Annotated in this window: 21 protein-coding genes and 1 pseudogene; 15 read left to right on the top strand and 7 right to left on the bottom strand. The window is 72.0% G+C overall.

Annotation, left to right across the window (positions count from 1 at the left end; translation table 11 throughout):
• Positions 1–185 precede the first annotated feature (185 nt).
• The 3 genes from ABZ635_RS08145 to ABZ635_RS08135 form a co-directional block, all read right to left on the bottom strand.
• Positions 186–1808, bottom strand: a complete 1623-nt coding sequence (locus tag ABZ635_RS08145; protein WP_357760742.1) for a HAMP domain-containing sensor histidine kinase — start codon at positions 1806–1808, stop codon at positions 186–188.
• Positions 1809–1813: 5 nt separating this feature from the next.
• Positions 1814–2512, bottom strand: coding sequence for a response regulator transcription factor (locus ABZ635_RS08140; protein WP_357760739.1), 699 nt, complete (start codon positions 2510–2512; stop codon positions 1814–1816).
• Positions 2513–2595: 83 nt separating this feature from the next.
• Complete coding sequence (locus tag ABZ635_RS08135; protein WP_357760736.1) at positions 2596–3543, bottom strand: CoA ester lyase; 948 nt, start codon at positions 3541–3543, stop codon at positions 2596–2598.
• A gap of 195 nt (positions 3544–3738) precedes the next feature.
• On the opposite strand from ABZ635_RS08135, the gene ABZ635_RS08130 reads away from it, so the two are divergent.
• From ABZ635_RS08130 to ABZ635_RS08120, 3 genes are read left to right on the top strand one after another with little or no spacing between them, the layout of a single operon-like run.
• Complete coding sequence (locus ABZ635_RS08130) at positions 3739–6075, top strand: molybdopterin-dependent oxidoreductase (protein ID WP_357760733.1); 2337 nt, start codon at positions 3739–3741, stop codon at positions 6073–6075.
• A 60-nt stretch (positions 6076–6135) separates the two neighbouring features.
• Positions 6136–6417 carry a type II toxin-antitoxin system Phd/YefM family antitoxin gene (locus ABZ635_RS08125; protein WP_357760730.1) on the top strand — a complete coding sequence of 94 codons (282 nt, stop codon included), beginning with the start codon at positions 6136–6138 and terminating at the stop codon, positions 6415–6417.
• On the top strand, positions 6414–6674 hold the full coding sequence (locus ABZ635_RS08120; RefSeq protein ID WP_357760727.1) for a type II toxin-antitoxin system RelE/ParE family toxin: 261 nt from the start codon (positions 6414–6416) through the stop codon (positions 6672–6674). Before ABZ635_RS08125 ends, ABZ635_RS08120 begins: the two co-directional genes overlap by 4 nt.
• 33 nt (positions 6675–6707) lie before the next feature.
• Here ABZ635_RS08120 and ABZ635_RS08115 read toward each other — a convergent pair whose 3' ends face one another.
• Positions 6708–8858, bottom strand: a complete 2151-nt coding sequence (locus tag ABZ635_RS08115; protein ID WP_357760724.1) for a PrsW family glutamic-type intramembrane protease — start codon at positions 8856–8858, stop codon at positions 6708–6710.
• A gap of 206 nt (positions 8859–9064) precedes the next feature.
• On the opposite strand from ABZ635_RS08115, the pseudogene ABZ635_RS08110 reads away from it, so the two are divergent.
• Positions 9065–9490: pseudogene (locus ABZ635_RS08110) on the top strand (TetR/AcrR family transcriptional regulator); the annotation flags it as partial.
• 13 nt (positions 9491–9503) lie between these two features.
• Positions 9504–9998: an NUDIX domain-containing protein gene (locus ABZ635_RS08105; RefSeq protein ID WP_357760721.1), complete on the top strand. Its 495-nt coding sequence runs from the start codon at positions 9504–9506 to the stop codon at positions 9996–9998.
• An 87-nt stretch (positions 9999–10085) separates the two neighbouring features.
• On the opposite strand, the gene ABZ635_RS08100 is transcribed toward ABZ635_RS08105, so the two are convergent.
• Positions 10086–11648 carry an NAD(P)H-hydrate dehydratase gene (locus ABZ635_RS08100; protein WP_357760718.1) on the bottom strand — a complete coding sequence of 521 codons (1563 nt, stop codon included), beginning with the start codon at positions 11646–11648 and terminating at the stop codon, positions 10086–10088.
• Between the two features lie 173 nt (positions 11649–11821).
• Here ABZ635_RS08100 and ABZ635_RS08095 point away from each other — a divergent pair, with 173 nt between their 5' ends.
• The 10 genes from ABZ635_RS08095 to ABZ635_RS08050 all read left to right on the top strand — a co-directional run bounded on the left by ABZ635_RS08095 (position 11822) and on the right by ABZ635_RS08050 (position 20143).
• Positions 11822–12259: a hypothetical protein gene (locus ABZ635_RS08095; RefSeq protein WP_357760715.1), complete on the top strand. Its 438-nt coding sequence runs from the start codon at positions 11822–11824 to the stop codon at positions 12257–12259.
• A gap of 119 nt (positions 12260–12378) precedes the next feature.
• Positions 12379–14115 carry an N-acetylmuramoyl-L-alanine amidase gene (locus ABZ635_RS08090; RefSeq protein ID WP_357760713.1) on the top strand — a complete coding sequence of 579 codons (1737 nt, stop codon included), beginning with the start codon at positions 12379–12381 and terminating at the stop codon, positions 14113–14115.
• A 139-nt stretch (positions 14116–14254) separates the two neighbouring features.
• Positions 14255–14617, top strand: coding sequence for a hypothetical protein (locus tag ABZ635_RS08085; protein ID WP_357760710.1), 363 nt, complete (start codon positions 14255–14257; stop codon positions 14615–14617).
• Between the two features lies 1 nt (position 14618).
• On the top strand, positions 14619–15044 hold the full coding sequence (locus ABZ635_RS08080) for a hypothetical protein (RefSeq protein WP_357760811.1): 426 nt from the start codon (positions 14619–14621) through the stop codon (positions 15042–15044).
• A 142-nt stretch (positions 15045–15186) separates the two neighbouring features.
• On the top strand, positions 15187–15612 hold the full coding sequence (locus tag ABZ635_RS08075) for a hypothetical protein (protein ID WP_357760707.1): 426 nt from the start codon (positions 15187–15189) through the stop codon (positions 15610–15612).
• A gap of 96 nt (positions 15613–15708) precedes the next feature.
• Positions 15709–16563, top strand: coding sequence for a sulfurtransferase (locus tag ABZ635_RS08070; RefSeq protein WP_357760704.1), 855 nt, complete (start codon positions 15709–15711; stop codon positions 16561–16563).
• A gap of 395 nt (positions 16564–16958) precedes the next feature.
• Positions 16959–17558, top strand: a complete 600-nt coding sequence (locus ABZ635_RS08065) for a DUF4178 domain-containing protein (protein ID WP_357760701.1) — start codon at positions 16959–16961, stop codon at positions 17556–17558.
• A gap of 7 nt (positions 17559–17565) precedes the next feature.
• Positions 17566–18078: a DUF2617 family protein gene (locus ABZ635_RS08060; protein ID WP_357760698.1), complete on the top strand. Its 513-nt coding sequence runs from the start codon at positions 17566–17568 to the stop codon at positions 18076–18078.
• Between the two features lie 12 nt (positions 18079–18090).
• On the top strand, positions 18091–18465 hold the full coding sequence (locus ABZ635_RS08055) for a hypothetical protein (RefSeq protein ID WP_357760695.1): 375 nt from the start codon (positions 18091–18093) through the stop codon (positions 18463–18465).
• Between the two features lie 88 nt (positions 18466–18553).
• Positions 18554–20143 (top strand): polyamine aminopropyltransferase, encoded by a 1590-nt coding sequence (locus ABZ635_RS08050; protein WP_357760692.1) that lies wholly within the window; start codon positions 18554–18556, stop codon positions 20141–20143.
• Between the two features lie 340 nt (positions 20144–20483).
• Here ABZ635_RS08050 and ABZ635_RS08045 read toward each other — a convergent pair whose 3' ends face one another.
• Together ABZ635_RS08045 and tyrS are read right to left on the bottom strand one after the other, a co-directional pair.
• Entirely contained in the window at positions 20484–21152 is a 669-nt protein-coding gene (locus ABZ635_RS08045; protein WP_357760689.1) for a YdcF family protein, read from the bottom strand.
• A gap of 247 nt (positions 21153–21399) precedes the next feature.
• Positions 21400–22815, bottom strand: a complete 1416-nt coding sequence (gene tyrS, locus ABZ635_RS08040; protein WP_357760686.1) for a tyrosine--tRNA ligase — start codon at positions 22813–22815, stop codon at positions 21400–21402.
• Positions 22816–22850: the final 35 nt, after the last annotated feature.

Genomic DNA, 22850 nt, shown 5'->3' with positions numbered 1-22850 from the left:
CCTGTTTTTCGGCAGTCCGGGAGTCCGGCAGTTCGGCTCTCCGGGAGTCCGGTGTGGCGCTCACGCTGTGGTGCGCGGTGACGCTCGGCGAGCCCGCAGGTGCCGTGCGGCGGGGCCGGGGCCGTCCATCCCCGGCACCCCGTCACCCCCCGCGACCCCGGGCACCCCTCATGCCCCTACCGCCCCTAGGGTCCCTGGGGTCCCTGGGGTCCGAACTGGCCCGGTCGCCCCGGTGACACGTCCCCCGGAGGTCGGTACGTCGGCAGCCAGAGGCCGATCACCAGCCCGCCGCCCTCGCGGTTGCGGGCGAACACTCCGCCGCCGTGCGTGTGCGCGATCTCCTGCACCATGGCCAGCCCCAGCCCCGAACCAGGCAGGCCGCGCGCGACCGTGGCCCGGTAGAAGCGCTCGAACAGGTGCCCGATCTCGGCCGGGTCCACACCCGGCCCCCGGTCCATGACCTCCACCGCGCCCTGACGGACCCGGATGACGATCGGGCTGTTCCCCTCGGGATCGAACTTGGCGGAGTTCTCCACCGGGTTGGCCAGGGCCCTCTCCAGTGAGCCAGGGCGCCCCCAGACCACGCTGTCGTCGGCGTCCACCAGGATCTCCCGGCCGGTGCGGCGGCGGCTGCGCGCCGCCACCCGCTCGGCGACGTCGGCGAGCGCGACCGGGCTCGGGGACTCGTCCTCGTGGTTGCCGGTGGCCAGGCCGACCAGCTCGTTCACCAGGCCGGTGAGTTCCCGGGTCTCCCCCTGGAGGTCGTCGATGAGCCGCTGGCGGGCCTCCGGGCTGAGCCGGTCCACCCTGCCCAGCACCTGGACGTTGGTGTGCAGGCTGGTGAGCGGGGTCCGCAGCTCGTGCGCGGCGTCCTGGACCAGTCGGCGCTGTTCGTCCTTGGAGCGGGCCAGGCGGGCCAGCATGGCGTTGAACGCGCTGCTGAGCCGCCCCACCTCGTCGTGGCCCGGCTCGTCCGGGCCGCCGACGGACCCCGCCTCGACGGTCGGGTCGGCGACCCCGACGCGGTTCGGTGTGACCGGGTCCAGTCGGCCGGTGGAGCTCACGTACTCGGCGGCGTCGGTGAGCCGGACCAGGCGTCCGGTGATGCGATGACCCACCAGCCAGCCCACGGACGCCGCGCACAGGGCGACCAGCAGCCCCACCCAGAGGATCTGGAAGGCCAACCGGCCGATCATCTGTTCCACCGGCGACAGCCGTTGCAGGAGCTGGATCGCTCCGCGCCCCTCCCCCAGGGACACGGTGCCCACCCGGTACTCCTGTTCCTGGACCTGGGTCTCCCGAGTGTCGACGAGTCCGGCCTCGGCCGCCCGCGCCACCTCCAGGTCGGCGGGGCTGGGTTGGAAGGACGACAGTTCGTGCCGGTTCGCGAGCAGCTGCGCCCAGGTGCCGTCGGGGGTGAGGATCTGCGCGTCCAGGCTGCCCGGGGCCAGGAACGTGAAGGTGTTGCCGTCGGGGGCGCCCTGGTTGTTCTCGGCGGAGATCTCCAGCTGCCGGGACAGGTTCTGCACGGCCTCGTCGAACTCGCTCTCGGCGTCGGCCCGGATGAGCGCGGCCGCCGTGCTGTAGGCCAGGGTGCCGACGAGTGCGATGGTGACCGCCGCGACCAGGGCGAAGAGCACCGCGAAGCGGGTGCCGAGCCGCCACTCGCCCGGGTGCAGGACCACGCTCGCGCGCGGACCGGCGCCGGGTGTCCCGGTCGCGTCGCCCGTGCCGCTCGAACCGGTCGTGTCGGTGGGGGCCGGGCCCGTCCCGGTGACGGGCGGCCGCTCGGACGCGGGGTCGGTCATCGGGCTCACCCCTGGGGACGCAGCGTGTACCCGACGCCCCGGACGGTCTGGATCAACGGAGGCCCGCCGTCCTCCAGCTTGCGGCGCAGGTAGCTGATGTAGACCGCGAGGTTCTTGGACTCCGGGCCGAAGTCGTAGCCCCAGATGCGGTCGTAGATGGTGGCGTGGTCCAACACGATGCCGGTGTTGCGCATGAGGAGTTCGAGGAGGTCGAACTCGGTCTTGGAGAGCTCGATCTCGCGTTCGCCCCGCCAGACCCGGCGGGCCCGGGCGTCCAGCCGTAGTTCGCCCGCCCGCAGCGGGGCGTCGCCGTCGACCTCCTCGGGGACGGGGGCGGCCCGGCGCAGCAGCGCGCGCAGCCGCGCCAGGAGCTCGTCGAGCTCGAAGGGCTTGGCCAGGTAGTCGTCGGCCCCGGCGTCCAGCCCGGCCACCCGTTCGGGGGTCTCCACCCGTGCGGTCAGCATGAGGATGGGGGTCCGGTCGTGCTCGGCCCGGAGGACTCGGGCCACGCCGAGCCCGTCCACCCCGGGCATCATCACGTCGAGGACGAGCAGGTCCACGGGGTCGGAGTGGACGGCGGCCAGGGCCTGGACGCCGTCCGCCACCGTCCGCACCGTGTACCCCTCCAGCTGGAGGGCGCGTTCCAGGGACTCCCGGATGGCCCGGTCGTCGTCGGCGATCAGGACGGTGGCGGTGCTTTCCATGGGCACATGCTCTCCCACCTTGGTGAGAGGGCGGTAAGAGGCGGGCCGGAGCGGTACGAGACGGCGGGCCGAGCGGGCCGGGATCAGGCCCCGGGGTCGAACGAACGGGTGCGGGAGAGCCCGGCCGCCCGGCCCTTGCCCGCCACGACCAGCGCCATCTTGCGCGAGGCCTCGTCGAGCATCTCCTCACCCAGCATCACGGCTCCGCGCCGGTCCACGGTGGTGGCGTGCGCGTAGGCGTCCAGGATCAGCTCGGCGTGGTCGTAGTCCTCCTGGGAGGGCGCGAACGCCTCGTTGACCGCCTCCACCTGGAGCGGGTGCAGCACCCACTTGCCGTCGAACCCGAGGGCGGCGGTGCGCCCGGCCGCGCGGCGCAGGGCGTCGACGTCGCGGATCTGGAGGTAGGGCCCGTCGATGGCCTGGAGCCCGTGGGCGCGGGCGGCGACGAGGATGCGCATGAGGACGTGGTGGTAGGCGTCGCCGGTGTCGTAGCCGGGCGGCTGCTCGCCCACGACCAGGCTCTTCATGTTGACCGAGGCCATGAAGTCGGCGGGTCCGTAGACCAGCGTCTCCAGCCGGGGCGAGGCGGCGGCGATGCGGTCCACCTCGACCAGGCCCCGGGCGTCCTCGATCTGGGCCTCGATGCCGATACGGCCGACCGGCAGGCCGCTGGCGCGTTCGATCTGGGTGAGGAGGGTGTCCAGCCAGTGGACGTCGCGGGCGGCGGTGACCTTGGGCAGCACGAGGGTGTCGAGGTGGGCTCCGGCGCCCTCGACCACGGCGATGACGTCGCGGTAGGCCCACTCGGTGGCGACGTCGTTGACGCGCACCGACCGGACGCGCCCCCGCCAGCCGCCGTCGTTGAGCGCCCGGACCACGGTGGCGCGGGCGTCCTCCTTCTCCGAGGGGGCGACGGCGTCCTCCAGGTCGAGGAAGAAGGCGTCGGTGTCCAATCCCCGGGCCTTCTCCACGAACCGGGGGTTGGACCCCGGAACCGCGAGTACCGACCGCCGTGACCTGAGCTCGCCCATCGTCGCCCGCTCCCCTGTCGTTTCGTGTGTGCGCTGGTGTGTGCCGGTGCGCGCGCCGGTGAGCGCCGCGCGGATCATCATCGCACCGTGCCGGGCGCCGCACGAGGCGCGCCCCCGTGCGCTGCGTAGAGTGTGAGCCGACGCGGGGGCCGCGCCGCCGCACGGGGACACGCAGGGAACACACGGGGAGTACACATGTCCGCCACGCTTCGCCCGACCAGCGCCCACTGGGGCAGTTACCAGGTCGAGGTCGACGACGGCCGGGTGGTCGGTGTCCGCGCGAACCCGGACGACCCGGCGGCCTCGCCGGTTATGGGGAACACCCCGGGCGCCCAGCACCACCGCTCCCGGGTGGCCCGGCCGACGGTGCGCCGTCGGTGGCTGGAGCACGGACCGGGCCCCGACCCGCGCCGCGGTGACCCCGGGGACGCGTACGTGGAGGTGGAGTGGTCCACCGTGCTGGACCTGCTCGCCGGTGAGCTGGACCGGGTGCGCACCGAGCACGGCAACGAGGCGATCTACGGCGGCTCCTACGGTTGGGGCAGCGCGGGCCGCGTCCACCACGCGCAGAGCCAGCTGCACCGGTTCCTCAACACCCTTGGCGGGTACACGCGGTCCGTGAACACCTACAGCCACGCGGCCCTGGAGGTGCTGTTCCCGCACCTGATCGGGGTGCGGGACGCGAACCGGCTGTTCAGCCGGGTGCCGTCCTGGGAGCACATCCGTGAGCACACCGAGCTGCTGGTGAGCTTCGGCGGGCTGCGGGTGTCCAACACGTGGACGACCTCGGGCGGGCGCGCGGCCCAGACCTCGGGGCCGGCGATGCGCGCGGCCTCGGACGCCGGGGTGGAGTTCGTGTCGGTGTCGCCGTTGCGCGACGACACCGACCCGGGGGTGAAGTCCGTGTGGGTCTCGCTCCGTCCGGGGACCGACACCGCCGTGATGCTGGCGCTCGTGCACGTGCTGTTCGCCGAGGGGCTGGCCGACACCGCCTTCCTGGACCGCTACACCGTGGGCGCCGACCGGTTGCGCGCGTACGTGAACGGCGAACGCGACGAGCGCGGGAACCCGGGCGGAGTGGAGCGCTCCCCCGAGTGGGCGGAGCGGGTGAGCGGGGTGCCCGCCGCCGACCTGCGCGCGCTGGCGCGGCGCATGGCGGACAAGCGCACCCTGGTGAACGTGGGCTGGTCGCTCCAGCGGGCCCGGTACGGCGAGCAGCCGCTGTGGGCGGGGCTGGCGCTGGCGTGTGTGCTGGGGCAGGTGGGGTTGCCGGGAGCCGGGTTCGCCTCGGGGTACGGGTCCATGGGCAACTACGGCGGCGGGGCCACGCCGCTCGGGCTTCCGCGTATGCCGCAAGGGAACAACGCCGTGCGTTCCTCGATCCCGGTGGCGCAGGTCAGCGACATGCTGCTGCGACCCGGGCAGGCCTACGACTTCAACGGCGAGCGCCGCGTCTTCCCGGACATCAGACTCGTGTACTGGGCGGGCGGCAACCCCTTCCACCACCACCAGGACCTGGCCCGGCTGACCACCGCCTTCGGCCGCCCGGACACGGTGGTGGTGCACGAGACGCACTGGACGGCGACCGCGCGCCACGCCGACATCGTGATCCCCGCGACCACCGTGCTGGAGCGCGACGACCTCGCCGCGAGCCAGGGCGACCTGGCGGTACGGGCGATGCCGCGCGTGGTCGAGCCGCACGGGCAGGCGCGCGACGAGTACGACACCTACGCGGACCTGGCCGAGCGCCTGGGTGTGCGGGAGGAGTTCACCGAGGGGCGGACCAGCGGCGAGTGGGCGCGGACGGTCTACGAGCGGTGGCGGGCGCTGCTGGCCCGCCGGGACCTCACCGTCCCGGACTTCGACGGGTTCTGGAAGCGGGGGCGGATCGACATGCCCGCCCGGGTCGAGGACGAGACCCACCTGGGCGAGTTCCGGCGGGACCCCGACGGCCACGCCCTGCGGACTCCGAGCGGTCGGATCGAGTTGTACTCGGAGACCATCGCGTCGTTCGGCTACGAGGACTGCCCCGGGCACCCGGTGTGGCTGCCCGGCCCGGTGGTGACCGGGGCCGACGACCCGGAGCGGCCACTGGTGCTGGTCGCCAACCAGCCCAACACCCGGCTGCACAGCCAGCAGGACATGGGCGGGTACAGCGCCTCCCGGAAGGTCGGCGGCCGCGACCCGCTGCGCATGCACCCCGACGACGCCGACCGGGCCGGGGTCGTCGACGGCGACGTGGTGCGGGTGTCGAGCGCCCGGGGATCGTGCCTGGCCGGACTCGTGGTGAGCGACGCCCTCAGACCGGGGGTGGTCCAGTTGTCCACGGGCGCCTGGTACGACCCGTCCGGTACCGGCGTGACCTGTGCGCACGGTAACCCGAACGCGCTCACGGAGGACGTGGGCACCTCGTCGCTGTCCCAGGGGTGCACGGGCCAGTTGACGCGGGTGCGGGTGGAGCCGTACGCGGGCGCCCCGCCCCGGGTCCGCGCCTTCGATCCCCCCGTGGGCGTGGAACCGTACGAGGGCTGACCCGGGCCCCGGTGGCCCGGAACATGGACGGGATTCCGACCGGTCGCTACAATGACCACCATGGAGACCATTCCGATTACCGAGGCCAAGGCCAAGATCGCCGAACTCGCGGAACGCGCCCAGCGCGAGCACGCCGATTACACGTTCACCAAGAACGGGCGTCCCGCGGTCGTCATGATGTCCGTGGCCCAGTACGAGTCGCTGATGGAGACGTTGAGCATCCTGTCCGACCCCGAAGCCAGGGCCGACCTGGCCGAATCGTCCGGCTCCGAGGGGTTCACCACCGAAGAGGACATGGACATGCTCATGAACCAGCGGCTGAACCGGGGCTCGGCCGCGTGAGGGTCGTCTACAAGGGGCCGGCCAAGCGCGCGCTGACCGAGGAACTGCCCGAGACGGTCGCCGCCGCGGCCTACGAGTTCATCACCGGACCGCTCAGTGCCGAACCCTGGCGGGTGGGCAAGCCCTTGGAGGAGCCCTTCGCCGGACTCCACTCGGCGCGGCGCGGGACCTACCGGATCATCTACCGCATCGACCCCGGCAAGGACGTGGTCGAGATCCATTCCATTCGCCACCGCCGGGACGCGTACCACTCCTGAGACGCGCCGCGCCGCCGCGACGACGCGCCGCGCTCAGCGGCGGATCAGGTGGTTCACCCGGGCGGGCAGGAGCATTCCGGCCAGCCCCAGGAACGCGTACCCGACCTGTCCGGGGGCGAGCATCCCCAGGATCGCTCCGGTGTTGGACGTGGGGGCGCGCAGGAACTCCCCCATGCGTGGGTGCGCGTGGGGCACCGCGTTGCCCATGGTGAGCAGCGACAGCACGGCCAGGCCCGTGAGGGCGGTCCACACCAGCGTGGCGGTGTCGGCGCCGCTGAGCCAGCCCAGGAACAGCTCCAGGGAACGGACCGCGTATCCGGGGGTTCCCTCGGCCGTGACACCGGCCACGACACCGGGCACCGGCCCGGCACCGAGCAGCAGCAGCGCCGCGGCGGACACCACGATGCCGGTGGTCCCGGCCAGGCCGATGCGGCGGGCCAGCTCGCGGGCGTGGCCGTCCAGTTCCCGCTCCGAGGGGTAGCGGCGCCAGTCCCTGCCCCGGGAACGGGCCTCGCCCATGGCGTTCGCACGGCGCCAGCGCAGGAAACGCCACGTGTCGGCCAGCGCCCCCGGCCCCCGCTTGGCGGCCATGGTGGCGGTGGCGAGCTCGTGGGCGACGGTGGTGACCGTGACGACCAGGGTGACCGGGAGGTTCACCCAGGACAGCGCGATCCGGCGGAAGAGCGGGGCGATGTCGGCCGGGATACGCACCCGCAACGCCACCGACCGGCCGTTCGCCCAGCGCCGGAGCCCCGGGAAGGGGGTCCGGCCGGGCAGCGCGGGCGTGGTCTCGGCCGCCGTCGCGATCACCCGGTAGTCCATGGCCACCGCGAACAGCAGGGCGGTCAGCAGCAGCCACGGGGTGAGCGCCCCGGCGCCGAACAGGGTGTGCACGAAGGTGGAGACCGTGTCGAGCCGGGCCCCCGCGGCCCGGGCGTTGACGTTCAGGTGGTCCAGGAACACCAGAGCGGCCGCCAGGAGCGGCAGCAGCCACAGCCAGCCGCCGTACCTGCGGCCGACGACCGCCAACCCGAGGGTCGCGCCGATCAGCCCGGTGGCGACGGCGTGCCCGGAGTACGGTTCGGGGGCGAGGCCGCTCACCAGCCCGGTCACGGGGTCCGCCAGCGGGGCGGAGATCCCGACGAGCAGGCGCTCGGCCAGCTGGAACCCGGCCCCCGAGGCGGCGGCGATGAGGAGGAAGTCCACGGCGGACAGTCGGCGCGCCCGGCGGCGGGCCAGCGCCAGCAGGAGGAGCAGCGGGAGGAGCTTGCCCGCCTCCTCCACGGTGACCGCCACGTAGGTCTGGCTGAGGACGTCGTCGGTGCCCCAGCCGAGCGCCTCGCTGACCGCCCCGGACAGCAGGGCCAGCGGCCAGAACGTCAGGGCGCCGAGGGCGCAGGTCCGTAGGAGCGTGGCGAACGAGACGGTGCGCGAACGGGCCAGCAGCGCCAGCTGGAACAGCAGCAGGTAGGTGAGGAACAGGGCGGGCGGAGCCGCTCCCAGCGCGGGGACGGCCAGGGGCGCCAGCAGGAGGACGCCGAGCACGAGCCACCCCCAGGCGCCGCGCAGTCCGCGCAGGAAGCGGACCACCCCCGGTCTGCGCTCACGCGCCCGCTCGGCTCTTCGCGCGAGGCGTTCGGCGAGGTCGGGCCCGGGGCCCCGTGGGGCGCGCGCGTGCCGGGCACCGGGTGCGACGCAGTCGTAGTGCTGTGCGGCCCGCAGCAGTTCCGGCCGGTTGCCCTCCTGGGCCCGGGTCGCGAAGTTGGCGCGGGCACCGGGGATGTCGGGGCCGACGATCTCGCGCACGAAGTCGACCGGGCCGGAGGCGACGGTGAGTTCGCTGGCGGAGACCAGGACGGCGGCGGAGAAGTCCTCGACGCACACGAGGAAGTCGGTGGGGGTGGGCCCCCACCCCCGGATGAGGTCGATGAGGGTGTCGGTGTCGAGGGGGACCTCGGTGACCGGGTCGTAGGAGTACTCCGCCCGGGTGCGGCAGACCAGGAGCCGGTCGACGCCCAGGGCCCGGCCCGCCTCGACGACGCCCCGGATGAGGTTGCGGTCGCGCGGCACCACGAAGGGCGTGGTGACCTTGCCGCGTGCCCGAATCCAGGGGGTGGCGAACTCGGTGGGGCCCGCACAGACGCGCAGCACGAGGTCGCGCGCGAGCATCGCCTGTTCTTCCATGGACTTCCTCGTGCCGGGGGGGCGGGGGTGCGGTGCCGTACGCGTCCGGGAGGGAGGCGCGGCCCGGCACGAGCATAACGGCGGGGGCGTCGCGCCGGACAAACGCGTTCGCGGCAGTCGTCCCGACCAGGGCGGGGGGTGGGGCGCGGCCGCGCGCGGGACGAAAGAGAGGGCCTGCGGGTGGGGCGCAGCCGGGGCCGACCGGGCGGGCCCGCACCCTGGAGGAGCTGGTGGAGGTGGCCACCCGCGTCTACCGGACCGACCTGGAACGCGGCTACATCGCCGAGTTCTCCGAACTGGTCGCAGCGGCGGTCACCAAGCCCGAACTGCGCGCCGAGATCAACCAGCGCTCCCAGCCCTGGATCGACTTCGTCGCCGGGGAGTGGGAACGTGTGCTCGGGGGCTCGCCCCTGGGGCGGCTCCTGCCCGCCCGCGAGGTCGCCCACGCGGCGATCACCTTCTACCTGGGGGTCAACCTCTTCTCCGTGCTGGACGAGGACCGCAGCCGGACCGAGGGCGTCTTCGAGCTCGCCGGGACGCTCGCGCCGCGCGCCAGGCTGCTCACCCTGCGCCTGCCGCGCCGGGGGGCCGCCCCCGGGGAGGACGGCCGAACCCCGCCGCACACCGCCTGAGAAGGAGAGCACCGTGAACGTGGACAACGTGGAGATCGCCGAGGGCGTCGTCTTCCCCGACACCGGCGACGGCGAGCGCTGGGTCGCCGGGGCCGTGGTCGTCGACGACCGGGGACGCGCGTTCGCCCAGCGCAGGTCGGCCACCCGCAAGGTGTTCCCGAACTGCTGGGACATCGTCGGCGGCCACGTGGAGGAGGGCGAGACCATGCTCCAGGCGCTGGCCCGCGAGGTCCACGAGGAGACCGGCTGGACCCTCACCGCCGTGGTCGCCGAGCTGTACCGGCTGGACTGGGACCCGGGTGACGGCTCCACCCGCCGCGAGGTGGACTACCTGGTCCGCGTGGACGGCGACCTGTCCGCCCCCGTCCTGGAGGCCGACAAGCACACCGAGTCCATGTGGGTCGACGACTCGCGGCTGCACCTGCTGTGCGACTCCCGCGACCCCGGCGACTACTTCATCACCGACATCGTGCGGCTCGGCTTGGAGGCGGCGCGCGCCCGGACCTGAGGGGTGTGGAACGGCGACGCGGACCGTCATCGCGCGGTCTCCCCCTGCGGCCCGGGCACCCCGGGCGGGCCCGGGGTGGGTCCCGGCTCAGCGCGACGCGCCCAGCACCTCGGCGACCGCCAGGGGCAGGGCGTCCAGCAGGTCGGAGGCGCTGATCGGCGCCCCGCCCCGGGCCAGCCTCGCCGCCCGCCCGTGCAGGTAGGCGGCGCACATCGCGGCGTCCGGCGCGGTGAGCCCCGAGGCCAACAGGGCCCCGGCCACGCCCGACAGCACGTCGCCCGAACCCGCGGTGGCCAGCAAGGGGGTTCCCGTGGGGTTGACCACCGTCCGCTCTCCGGGGTGGGCGATCACCGTCGTCGACCCCTTGAGCAGGACCGTCGACCGGTACAGCCGCGCGGCCCGGGTGGCCTGCTCCAGTCGGTGCGCCTCGATGTCGGCGCGGTCGGTGTCCGGCAGCAGTCGGGACAGCTCGCCCGCGTGCGGGGTGAGCAACGTGTGCGCGTCGCGGCGGTGCAGGAGTTCGGCGAGCGGCACGCTGCTCGCCACCAGGGTGAGGGCGTCGGCGTCGAGCAGGGCGGGGACGTCGCTCTCCAGCAGGGCCCGCAGCTCGTCCGCGTTGGCGGGGTGGGTGCCGCGACCGGGGCCGACCACCACCGCCGAGACCCGCCCCGGGCCGAGGTCGGTACTGCTCCGGGGGTCCATGTGCAGCCCCACGACCTCCGGCCAGCGCGCGATCACCTGGGACAGGACGTCCGGCCCGCCTCCGTAGCGGACCATGCCCACCCCGGTGCGCAGGGCTCCGCCCACGCACAGCACGGCGGCGCCCCGGTACTGGTCGGACCCGGCGCGGACGGCGAGCACGCCCCGGCGGTACTTGTCGTCCTCGGCTGCGGGAACGGGCAGGAGTCGGGCGATGTCCACAGCCTGTGGACGGACGACCCCGGCCTCGGGCAGCTCCGGGCCCAGCCCGATGTCGACCAGGCGCACCCGCCCCGCCAGGCCCGCGCCCGGGTCGACGAACAGGCCCGGCTTGTAGGTGCCGAAGGTGACCGTGACGTCCGCGCGCACCGCCAGGCCCGCGACCTCGCCCGTGTCTGCGTCCACCCCGCTCGGGAGGTCCACGGCGACGACGAGGGCGGGGGAGGCCGACGCCAACCCGGCGAGCGCCGCGTGGGGTTCGCGCAGGCCGCCACGGCCGCCGATCCCCACGAGACCGTCCACGACGAGGTCGGCCTCCAGGACGGCGGCCCGCGCCTCGGCGGCGATCCCGGCACCACCCTCCCCGGGCGCACCGGAAACAACCCTGGCCCCACGCACCTCCTCAACCTCCCGTGCACCATCCCCGACCACCCGCCCGCCCGCCGCGAGCAGGGCGGACAACGCCTCGGGGTGCACCGACCGCCCGGCCAACACCGCCCGCACGAAGCAGCCGCGCGCGGCGAGGTCGGCACCGGCGAAGAGCGCGTCGCCGCCGTTGTCGCCGCCTCCGACCAACAGGGTCACCCGGGACCCGTGGACCCGGGGCAGCAGGCGGGCGCAGTGGACGGCCAGCCCCATGGCGGCGCGGCGCATCAGCGCGCCCTCGGAGAGCCGGTCCATGAGCGCCTGTTCGGCCTCGCGGACGGTGCTGACGACGTGGGCGGAGCGCATGGGTCACACCTTTCGAGGGGGCGGTGTCCCCATGGTCGCGCACCGAACCGGGACGCGCCCGCAGGGCGCACACGCGGAGGGTTCCTTCTCGATTACTTTTTGTGGTGACCGCAGGTGAAAGGGGTGAGAGTGGCCCCGCACCCCGCACTCGAACCCAAGGCGAGGAAGCAGCCATGCCCCCGACGCCCGGATACCGCCGCCTCACCAAGAGCACCGGACAGCCGCTCCGGCCACGGGAGTGGCACCCGATCGCCTTCGACCTGCGCGACGGGAGGCCACCGGCGGACCCGACCGAGCTGGTGGGGACCGCGGAGCCGTCCGGCGCGCTGTACGACCTCGCCCTGGGGGTGACGCTGACCAACATCACCCCGGGGCGCGAGGTGCGGCTGCGCGCGGTGGAGTCGGCGCCGGACGGCGCGGGCGGGTGGCGGACCCACCGGGAGATGCCGGTGGAGGTGACCACGCACTCGGTCGGGCACGGCGGGTTCACGTACGGATGGAAGGACCTTTCGGAGCCGGGCCACCGGGTCCAGCTGTGGGCGGCCCAGTTCGGCGAGGCCGACGCGCACCTGGTGGCGGCGGAGGCCGTGGTGTTTCTCTGGCCTCGTTAGCCACAGGAGACAAATCAGGCCCCAAAAAGAACTCGCAGCCCAGAGATCACTTTCCACACATATAGCTCGTTGTCACGGATTCACCACGTAGAGACGTTCCCGCAGGGGACAATGGGTGTATGCCTCGACCAAGCAAATATGTGTCCAGGTCCGACCTGGGCTGGGGTTCCTCCCCCGCCGAGCGCGCCAACCCCCGCTCCGGTCTCGTCATCCACTACGACAGCTCCGACCAGAAGCTCGCCGACAAGGACCACTCGGCCTGTCTGACGTACTGGCGCAACACCCGCAACTTCCACACCGGCCCCTCCCGGGGCTGGGCGGACATCGGGTACTGCGCCGACGAGGAGACGCAGGTCCTCACCGAGGACGGTTGGCGCTCCTTCCGCGAACTCCACGCGGGTGACGTGGTCCTCACCCTCGACCACGACACCGGAACCTCACGGTGGCAGCCGGTCCAGGCCGTCAACGTCTTCCCCGCCGCCGAACGCACCCTCGTTCGCATGGAGGGCCGTTCCCACTCCTCCCTGACCACCCCCCGACACCGGTGGCCCGTGGAGCGCGACGACCCGTCAGGACACCACGGGGAGCGCTGGGCCACCAGTGCGACCCTCTCCGCCCGCGACCTGATCCGCGCGGCCGCTCCCTGCGATCACCTGCCCAGCGAGCCCAAGTGGTCCGACGCGACCGTCGCCGAACTCGCGGGCGCCTGGGCCGGGCACGAGCCGCTCCCCGCCTGCCTGGGCGAGACGAGCCCCGACAGGGTTCCCAGTCACGCGCTCCTGCGCTCCCTCACCGGGGCCCAGCTCGAGTCACTGCTCGACGGTTTCGCCGCCGAGCACACGTGCCCGGGTCTGGACCGGGCCTCGGCCGAGGCGCTCCAGTTCGCCTCCGTGCTCGCCGGGCGCGCCGCCCATCTCCACCAGGGGCCGGACGCGTGGTCGCTGGTGGAGGACTCACGGCGCCTCCTGCCCGTCGGCGCCCGGACGGCACCCGGGCCGGACGGCCTCACCATCACGGAGGAGACCTACGGCGGGCACGTGTGGTGTCCCACCACCCCCAACGGCACGTGGCTGGCCCGGCGACGGGGGACGGTCTACTTCACCGGCAACTCGTTCATGGCCTGCCCCCACGGGTACGTGATCGAGGGGCGCGGGCTCTACCGGACGCAGGCCGCCCAGCCGGGCGGCAACTCCTCCCACTACTCGTGCACCCTGGCCACCGGCCCCACGGACACCATCACGCCCGAGCAGATCAACGCGGTCCGCGTGCTGCGGCAGTGGCTGATGGAACCCGACACCTCCATCTCCGGCAAGGTGTTGGGCCACCGTGACTTCATCTCCACGTCCTGCCCCGGCGACAGGGCCTACGCGATGGTCAAGGACGGCACCTTCGCCAAGGCCCCCGGAAACACTGAAGGAGACGACGACATGCCCTCTCACCGCAGGTTCGAGAAGGACAAGGCGCAGGCCCTCGAACCGGGCACCTGGGCGAGCCTGGCCTTCGACAAGCGGCACGACGGCGAGACCGGCGAGTTCTACGCCCTGGTCGGGGTCGAGGAGACCAAGGGCGCCTACTACGACATCTCGGTCGGGGTGACCCTGGAGGGGGTCAGCTCCGGCGCGGAGGTGCAGATCAGGGTCACCGAGTACGAACCCGACGGTGACGGCGGCTGGAGGATCGCCCGCAACCGGCCGCTCGACAGCCCCGTGCACGTGGGCGGGAAGGCGCACTTCACCTACTCGTGGAAGGGCAACCTCGCCGCCAAGCGCCGGGTGCGCGTGCGCGTGGCGCAGTTCGGCGACACCGAGGCCAGCATCACGTCGGCCACCGCCGACGTCTTCTACTGGAAGCGCTAGCGCAAGGACACCGGCCCGGCCCCGGGGCGACCACCGGGGCCGGGTACGCGGTGGTACCGCACAACGACTACGATGCGTCGTAGTTTGTCGTGGTCCGCTGACATGGGCGGACGTGTGGTGTACCCCGAGCGGAGGCGGCGTGGTCGACTGGCTGACCATGACCATTCAGATGGTGTCGTTGGCGATGGCCGTGTGGTGCCTCGTCTCCACCTTCCGCGACCAACCCATGCTCGTGCCACACCTGGTCGGCGTGGGTGTGCTGTGGCTGCTGGTGCTCGGGCAGGTCGGCGCGATCACGGTGGCGATGGTCGGCGGCGAACGCCCCGGCGAGACCGTCATGCTCGTCTCCTACCTGGCGACCGTGGCGCTGCTGCCGCCCGCCTGCGCCGTGTGGGGGTTCATGGAGCGCAGTAAGTGGGGCCCGGCCGTGATCGCCTTCGCCTGCCTCATCCTCCCCGTCCTCCTCGTCCGGATCGAGCAGATGTGGAGCCCCGTTGCCTGAGGTGACCGACCCCGCGGGCGACCGCACCCTGCGCACCGGCCCCGGCCGTCTGCTGGTCGCGGTGTACGCCGTGTTCGCGCTCGCGGCGACCGCCCGCGGCTCCTACCAGCTGGCCACCCGGTTCGACGAGGCTCCGCTGGCCTACGGCCTCTCGGTGCTGGCCGGGCTGATCTACCTGGTGGCGGCGGTGGGCCTCGCCCGGGCCGGTCGCACCTCGCGCATGGTGGCCCTGGTCTCGGTCTCCGTGGAGATGGCCGGGGTGCTCGTGGTGGGCGCGCTGAGCGTGTTCGCCGCCGGGGCGTTCCCGGACGACACGGTGTGGTCGCACTTCGGCAGCGGCTACCTGTTCATCCCCCTGGTGCTGCCCGCGCTCGGTCTGTGGTGGATTCTGCGCGTCCACCGCATGGACCGCGCCGCCGTCTCCTAGACGCTCTGTCCTGGACGCCGTCTCCTGGACGCCGTCTCCTGGACGCCGTGCCCTGGGCGGCGCCCAAACCCCGACCCCCTGTGGTGTACCCGACCCGACCGAACCGGCATGGATCGCCACCCTCCGGGCATGGACGTGGCCTATGGAGGTACACACCGGAACACGCGGCCCCGGCAGGGCTCCCCTCTCCCCGGCGGCGGTGGGCGGGCCCGTCGTCCTGGTCATCGGCCTGACACTGGCCCTCGTGGCCTGGAACGACCCGGTACCCGACCCGGACCGGCACCGGATCTTCCTCTCCCTGTGGTTGCTGGGCGCCGCCGTGCTGGCGGTCCGGCTGTTCCTGGACGGCCTGCCCTCCGCCCCGTTCCTGCCCCGGTGCGCGGTGACGTTCGGGATCGGGGTCGTGGGCGCCGCCTCGGCGGCCACCATGCCGTGGTCCGACCTGGGCTCGGTGTTCTGGTACCAGCTGTGGTTCTCCGTCCCGCTGCTGACCGGACTGGCGTACGCGGCCTTCGGCCCCGGCCCCACCACGTCGGCGCACGGTCCCGACCCCGGCCCCGACAACTGACGCACCGGCCGCCCCTCAACGACCCCGCGTCCCCTGCCGCCACCGAGCGTCGGGGCGCGGCGACTCTCCGCCAGGGCCGCCCACTAGGCTGTCGCCATGTCCGATCAGACACTGTCCCTGCCGGTGGCCGTCTCCGCCGCCTGGCTCCGTGACCACCGCGACGAGATCGTCCTCGTCGACTCCCGCTGGTACCTCGACGGCCGCTCCGGACGCGAGGCCCACCTGAACGGCCACATCCCCGGTGCCGTGCACGCCGACGTGGACACCGACCTGGCCGCGCCCGCCAGCGACGAGGGCGGCCGCCACCCGCTGCCGGCCGCCGCCGACCTCGCACGCACGCTGGGCCGCCTGGGGATCGGCGACCACTCCGCGGTGGTGGTCTACGACGACGCGAACGGTTCCGTCGCCGCACGCATGGTGTGGATGCTGCGGGTGCTGGGCACCCCCGCCGCGTTCCTGGACGGCGGCCTCCAGGCGTGGTCCGGAGAGCTGGAGCGCGGCGAGGTCCGCGCCGAGCCCGTGCACCGGACCGCGTTCCCCTGGCCCGCCGACCGGATCGTCGGCACCGAGGAACTCCAGCGCGAGCTCGCCGACCCGGACCAGCTGCTCCTGGACGCCCGCGTCCACGGGCGGTTCACCGGCGAGGAGCCCGCTCCGGTCGACGCGCGCGCCGGTCACATCCCGGGGGCGCGCAGCGCCGCATGGCCCGCCAACCTGGCCCCGGACGGTCTGCTCGCCTCCCCCGAGGTCCTGCGGGAGCGCTTCGCCGCCCTCGGCGCGGACACCGCCGGGACGGTCACCGCCTACTGCGGTTCGGGCGTGACCGCCTGCCACGACCTCCTGGCGCTGGAGCACGCCGGGTTCACGCACACCCGCCTGTACCCGGGTTCGTGGAGCCGCTGGGGCGGGGACGACTCGCTTCCGTTGGAGACCGGCGACCCGCTGGCCTGACCCGTCCCCCTCCGCCTTCCGCGCCCCCTTCGACCCTCTCCGCCACCACCGGCACCCGAGCCGCACCTCCGACAGCCACGCCGCCACGGGGCCCGCGCCGCACGCGCGGGCCCCGTGGCGGTTTCGTGGCGGCCCCAGCACGCTGCGTACAGGTCCCCCAGAAAGGCCGAAAACCACCTAGGCTGGGAAGGGACAACAGTCCGAATCATCCGGAACGTGCTGGTCCCGTGTCCGCCGACACCCCCGTGACGAGTGCCCCAGAGCCCTCCCTTCCCTGACCCGATCCGGCCAGGAGCGGAACCACACCACCAGGACCGGCGTCATACCGGACAGTAGGGCCGCCCGGTCCCGGGAGAACCCCCAAGACGTGCTTCACCGCGAAACGAGGAACACTGGTGATCGAACTCCTCCTGCTCCTGATTCTCATCGCCGGGATCGTGATCGCGGTCCTGATATACAAGCAGCGCTCCACCGCGCAGAAGCAGGACACGCCTCCCCCGCCTCCCCAGGACCCCTTCGCCGCGTCCGCCACCACCGACACCGCCGGTGACCCGCGCAACATCAAGGCGGGCGACATGATCGACTGGGGCAACGAGCGCACCTGGATTCGCGGCACGCTGCGCCTCTCCGAGGGCGGCTACGTGTGGTCCGAGCACTTCCTCGAGGTCGAGGGCGGCAAGCGCTGGCTCTCGGTCGAGGAGGACCCCGACGTCGAGCTGGCCCTGTGGACGGGCCGCCCGGACCTGACCATGGTCCCCCAGGGCAAGACCATCGAGCTCGAGGGTGTCACCTACAAGCTCGAGGAGAAGGGCTCCGGCTCCTACCGCTCCGAGGGCACCACCGGCCTCAAGGCCGAGGGCGGCATGGACTACGCCGACTACGAGTCCGAGGACGGCCAGCTGCTCGCCTTCGAGCGCTTCGACCACGGAAGCTGGGAGGTCAGCACCGGAACCAAGGTCGCCCCCGGTACCTTCACGATCTTCCCCGGGAGCTGACACCCACATGCGCGCGAGCATCAGCGCCCCCTTCGTCGACACCCAGGCCGACGACCTGGTCTGGTCCCTGAACCACCCCGTGGTCGAACCCCTCGCGACCCGCACCGTCACGGTGTCGGGCAGACGGGTCGAGCTCCGGGTCCTGGGGGCCTCGCACCAGGTCGTGATCCGGTCGGGTTCCGACGACGGGGAGCTGGTGGAAACGGTCGCCTGTCTGCCGGGTTCCTCCGGCGGGCTACCCGGCAACGCCGAGCACCCTCTGCCTGGGGTGGGCCACTACCGCTTCGACTCGGTCGTCGAGTCGTTGCCTCGCGCCGCACTCACCCGCCGGGTGGCGGAGGTCCACGACGTGACCTCCGACTCGCCCGGCGGGCTGCTCGTCGCCTTTCCCGGTGATCCCCTCGCGATCACGGCGCTGCACCTGACCTCCGGCAGCGGGGCGTCGCTGCGCTGGCGTACCTGGCACGCCTACCCGCAGAGCGACGAAATGGTGACGACGACCACGACCCTGACCCCTTAAGAGGAGGCCATCATGGCCACGACCACGACCCGGGGAGCCCGCGCTCCCAGACACAGAATCGCCGCGATCGGCGGGGCCACCGCCCTGCTGATCCTCCTCTCCGCCTGTTCGGGCGGCAACAACAGCGCCGACTGCGAGCCCAAGGCCGAGCCCAGCTCCAGCGCGACCAGCTCCACGACCTCGACGGGCACCACCGGTTCCACGACCTCGGCCTCCGGCCCCACGCCCAGCGCGTCCCCCACCGAGGAGTGCTCCAGCCGCAGCGGCGGCGGTGGCGGCGGTTTCTTCTTCTTCGGCGGTTTCGGCGGCGGCGGAAACAACAACAACTCCAACAGCGGCGGCAGCGGCAGTGACAGCCGCGGCGGCGGCTCGGGCTTCGGCAAGTAGTCCGCACGGTCGGGGGGTCGGGCCGGTCTGCGGTCCGGCCCCCCGACGTCCGTCGAGCCACCCCTTCCCTTCCCGAGAGAGCAGTTCCTTGAGCGAGACCACGGCCCACGCACGGCCCCGACTCCCGGTGCCGCCCCGTGCGGCCCGGTTCTTCGTTCTGCTGGCGGTGTTCATCTGCGCCGCCTGCGGCCTGGTGTACGAGCTGGCCCTCGTCGCGATCGGCAGCTACCTGCTGGGCGACACCATCACCCAGGCCTCGGTGGTCCTGTCGGTGATGGTGTTCGCCATGGGTGTGGGGTCGCTGCTGTCCAAGCGGTACCAGGCCCGCCCCGCGCTGTCGTTCGCGGTGGTCGAGGGGTTGTTGTCCCTGGTCGGCGGCTTGTCCGTCCTGTTGTTGTACGGGTCGTTCGCCTGGCTGTCGGCCTCCGCCTACCAGCCCACCCTGGTGCTGCTGGCGTTCGTGATCGGCACGCTGATCGGTATCGAGATCCCGCTGCTGATGACGCTGATCCAGCGCATCCGCAAGCAGGACGCCTCCGAGGCGGTGGCCGACCTGTTCGCCGCCGACTACGTGGGCGGGCTGATCGGTGGTCTGGCCTTCCCGTTCCTGCTGCTCCCGCTGCTGGGGCTGCCCAAGGGCGCGCTCATGGTGGGTGTGCTCAACGCGGTGATCGGTGTGGCCGTGGTGCTGTGGCTGTTCCGCACGGACCTGACCCGGCTCGCCTACGTGGGGCTGACCGTCGGGCTCACGTTCATCGTCGCGGTGCTGGGCCTGGCCTACTACTTCGCCGAGAACTTCGAGGTGGACGCCAGGCAGGCGATGTACCGCGACCCGATCGCGCACGCGGAGCGCAGCGAGTACCAGGAGATCGTGCTCACCCAGTCGCTGGACGGCCGGGACGTGCGCATGTTCCTCAACGGCGACCTCCAGTTCTCCACCCTGGACGAGTACCGGTACCACGAGTCGCTCATCCACCCGGCGATGGACGGCCCCCGCGGCGACGTCCTGGTGCTCGGCGGCGGTGACGGCCTGGCCATCCGGGAGCTGCTGCGCTACGACGACGTGGAGTCGGTGACCCTGGTGGACCTGGACCCGGCGGTGATCGAGCTGGCCTCCACGGAGCCGGTGATCCGCGACCTGAACGACGACTCCTTCCAGGACCCGCGCGTGGAGGTCGTGAACGCCGACGCGTTCCAGTGGCTGCGTGACAACCCGGACGACTTCGACGTGGTGATCGCCGACCTGCCGGACGGTACCGACGTGGGCACCTCGAAGCTGTACACGATCGAGTTCTACTCGCTGCTGGAGCAGGCGTTGGAGCCCGGCGGGCGGGTGGTGGTCCAGGCGGGTTCGCCGTTCTTCGCCTCGGACGCGTACTGGAGCGTGGGGCGTTCGCTGGAGGAGGCCGGGCTCGCCGTCACGCCGTACAACGTGGACGTGCCGACCTTCGGGAACTGGGGTTTCTACCTGGGGGCGTCCGCGGACGAGCCGGGCGGCGCGCCGGAGCTGGCCCTGCCGGAGGACGTGCCGGAGCTGCGGTTCCTGGACGACGACCTGCTGCGGGCGGCGCTGGTCTTCCCGATGGACCGCCGGGAGGGTGAGGTGGAGCCCTCCACGATGATGCACCCGAAGATCATCGGCTACCACCAGGACCGCCAGGCCTGGCGCGGGTACTGACCCCGCTGTCTCTGGCTCGAACGCGGTCGGCGCCCGTACCGGGGGTACGGGCGCCGAGCCGTGTCTGACACCGCGCGACCTGGAACCTTGGGCCAGTGGGCGGCCACGCGGTGGATCTGGGAGGCGGGACGGGTCGCGCGCGGAGTAGCCGGTTCTGTCGGTTCTCCCCCTGCGGCCCGGTGCCCATCCTCGCCCGGGTGGTGCGGGGCGTACGCACGCCACGCCGCCCGCATCGCCCCACATGACAACCCTTGGTACGGACTTACCGATCCTTGCCGGAAAGGGCTGTTTCCCGCCCCGTACACGCCCCGCCCTCCCCAGCCGTGTGCTGGGCGGCTGATCAGCGCTGGATCAGGCGGCTGTCGAAACCGGAGGCGACGAGGGAGTCATAGGCGTCGCGCACCGGCTGCGGCACCTCCTGCTCGATGGCGAAGCCGATCCGGGGATACTCGATGACGCGTTGGAGGTCACCGACCATCATGTCGATGACGGCCCCGGCGTCTCCCGCCCTCTTGGCGTAGTCGCGCAGGCCGAGCGGGGCGGAGGAACACACCACCTCCACGTCGGGCCACTGTTTCCGGGCGGTCGCATACGCTCGCCGCTCCATGTAGGGCATACAGAGCAGAAGCACGCTGTCGGGGAGAACTCCGTCGGCTAGCAGGGCGGCGTGGGAGTAGGTGATGTTCTGGCCGGTGTTCGACGCCTTGGTCTCCACGAGAATCGACGCGTCGGGGACACCGAGTGCCAGTGCCCGCTCACGGAAGTGCACCGCCTCTCCTCGAGGAAACACCCCAGCGGTCGAAGGGCTGTTCCCTCCGGTGAACACGAGGAGGGGGAAGAGACCAGAGTGGTACCGCTCGGCGGCGTGCTCGGCAACGCCAATGTCGTTACATCCGAGAGCGACCGCCACGTCGCACGGCCGGGCCGGGTGGTGCATGCGGTGGTACTCCCAGATCAGTTCCGCGTGCTGCCACTGCTCCTGGGTGATGGTCCGTGTGTCGTCCGCCATGTCTTCCTCCTCTGGCCCTTGGACCAGGTCTCCCGGGTACCAGAACTCTGCGGGGTCCCCAACCCACCTGGAGGTTTTCGCCTGGAAGAGCAGAGCCCGACCGTGCGAGCTGCCCCGTCATACGGCTCTTCACAGCGGGCGATCCGTGCGAACAGGGTCGCACTGAGGACCTCCGCCGACACGACGCCCCATCACGCTCCGGGTAGGGACACGGCGCTTGACGAACTCACCCGTTGCCCCGCCAGTGCTACGTGGACTCGATCCGAGCGACCTTACGGCCAGCCTTCAAGAAGACCTGGACATCCTCCGAAACATGACCTCCCGAGCTGAGGGCCTTGGTCAGCACCTCGTTCAAGGGCCGCTGAACGTCGTCCTCGGCAAGCGGAACGGCGTCCTGGCGTTCACCGGTCTCGATGACGAGGCGAAGACCGTTCTGCTTGGCGATGCGGCGGGCCGCCGAGATGCTCGGGGTGAACTCCAAGGTCCGGGCCAGCACGGTTCCGACCGCCTCCTCAGCGGAATCCGTACCGATGACCGGTAGCGTTCCGATGGCACCGAACGTACGTCGAGAGAACTGGGCCGTGAATCCGGCACGGGCCGCCATAGCGCTCTCGACCCCGTGCAACGCGGCGACGGCCTCACCGGCCAGAACCTTCTTCAGGTCCATCGGGTGCAGCGTCTTGTCCTCGATCCGCGCGGTGACGGCGTCGATTTCCTGATCGCTCCACTCGGTCCAGGCGCGCAGGTAGGGGGCGACCAGTCGGTCGGGGATCGACATGACCTTGCCGTAGACGTCCCCGGGTGTGGCGCTGAGGGCAATGTAGTTGCCCATGCTCTTGCTCATCTTCTTTCCGGTGCCGTCAGTGCCCTCGATCAGCGGCATCGCGACGACGAGTTGGGGCTTCTGGCCGGTGATCTCCATGACCTTGCGGCCCATCTGCATGTTGAGCAGCTGGTCAACACCACCGAGCTCGATGTCGGCCTCGATCTTGACGGAGTCGATGGCCATGACCACCGAGTAGATGAACTCCGCGGTGCTGAGCCCCTGGCCTTGGTCGAGGCGGGTACGGAAGTCCTCACGCTGCATCGACATCGACACCGGAACCTGCGCGAGAATCCCGATCAATTCGGGGAGCCGGACCTCAGCGAGCCACGTGCTGTTGTGCTGGAAGTCCGCCTGAGCGAAGTCGAAGAACGGGCTGACCTGATCCCGGTAGGTTGCCAGATTGCGAGCGATGTCGGCCTCGGTCAGGGCGGGTCGGTCACTGGAGCGTCCGGAGGGATCACCGATCTTCGCTGTCACGTCGCCGATGATCAGCACGACGTGGTGACCCATGCGCTGGAAGCGACTCAGGACGAGCATCGGCACCGCGTGTCCCAGATGGACATCGGCCGAAGTGGGATCGATACCCAGTTTGACCGTCAGAGGGCGCCCCTCAGAGCCAGCTGACTCGATGCGTTCGCGCAGACCTTCGACCGAGGGGAGGACGTCGACGGTACGGCCCGCGATCAGTTCCGCTTGTTCGGCCGGTCCGAGATCGGAGAGGTCCAGGCTCCTTCGGACGGCGCTCTCGGCGAGCAGCGCCTCAACGAGTTCGTCCGAGGAAAGGTCCTGCCGAAGCAGGCGGAGGGCGCGGGATATGGATTCGCCGAGGCGTGTCATGGCGTCCTTGCAAGGGAATGGGAAATGGTTCGTTC

This window comes from Nocardiopsis sp. NPDC007018, assembly GCF_040635075.1.
Taxonomy (GTDB): domain Bacteria; phylum Actinomycetota; class Actinomycetes; order Streptosporangiales; family Streptosporangiaceae; genus Nocardiopsis.
This window is presented reverse-complemented; position numbering and strand designations above follow the sequence as displayed.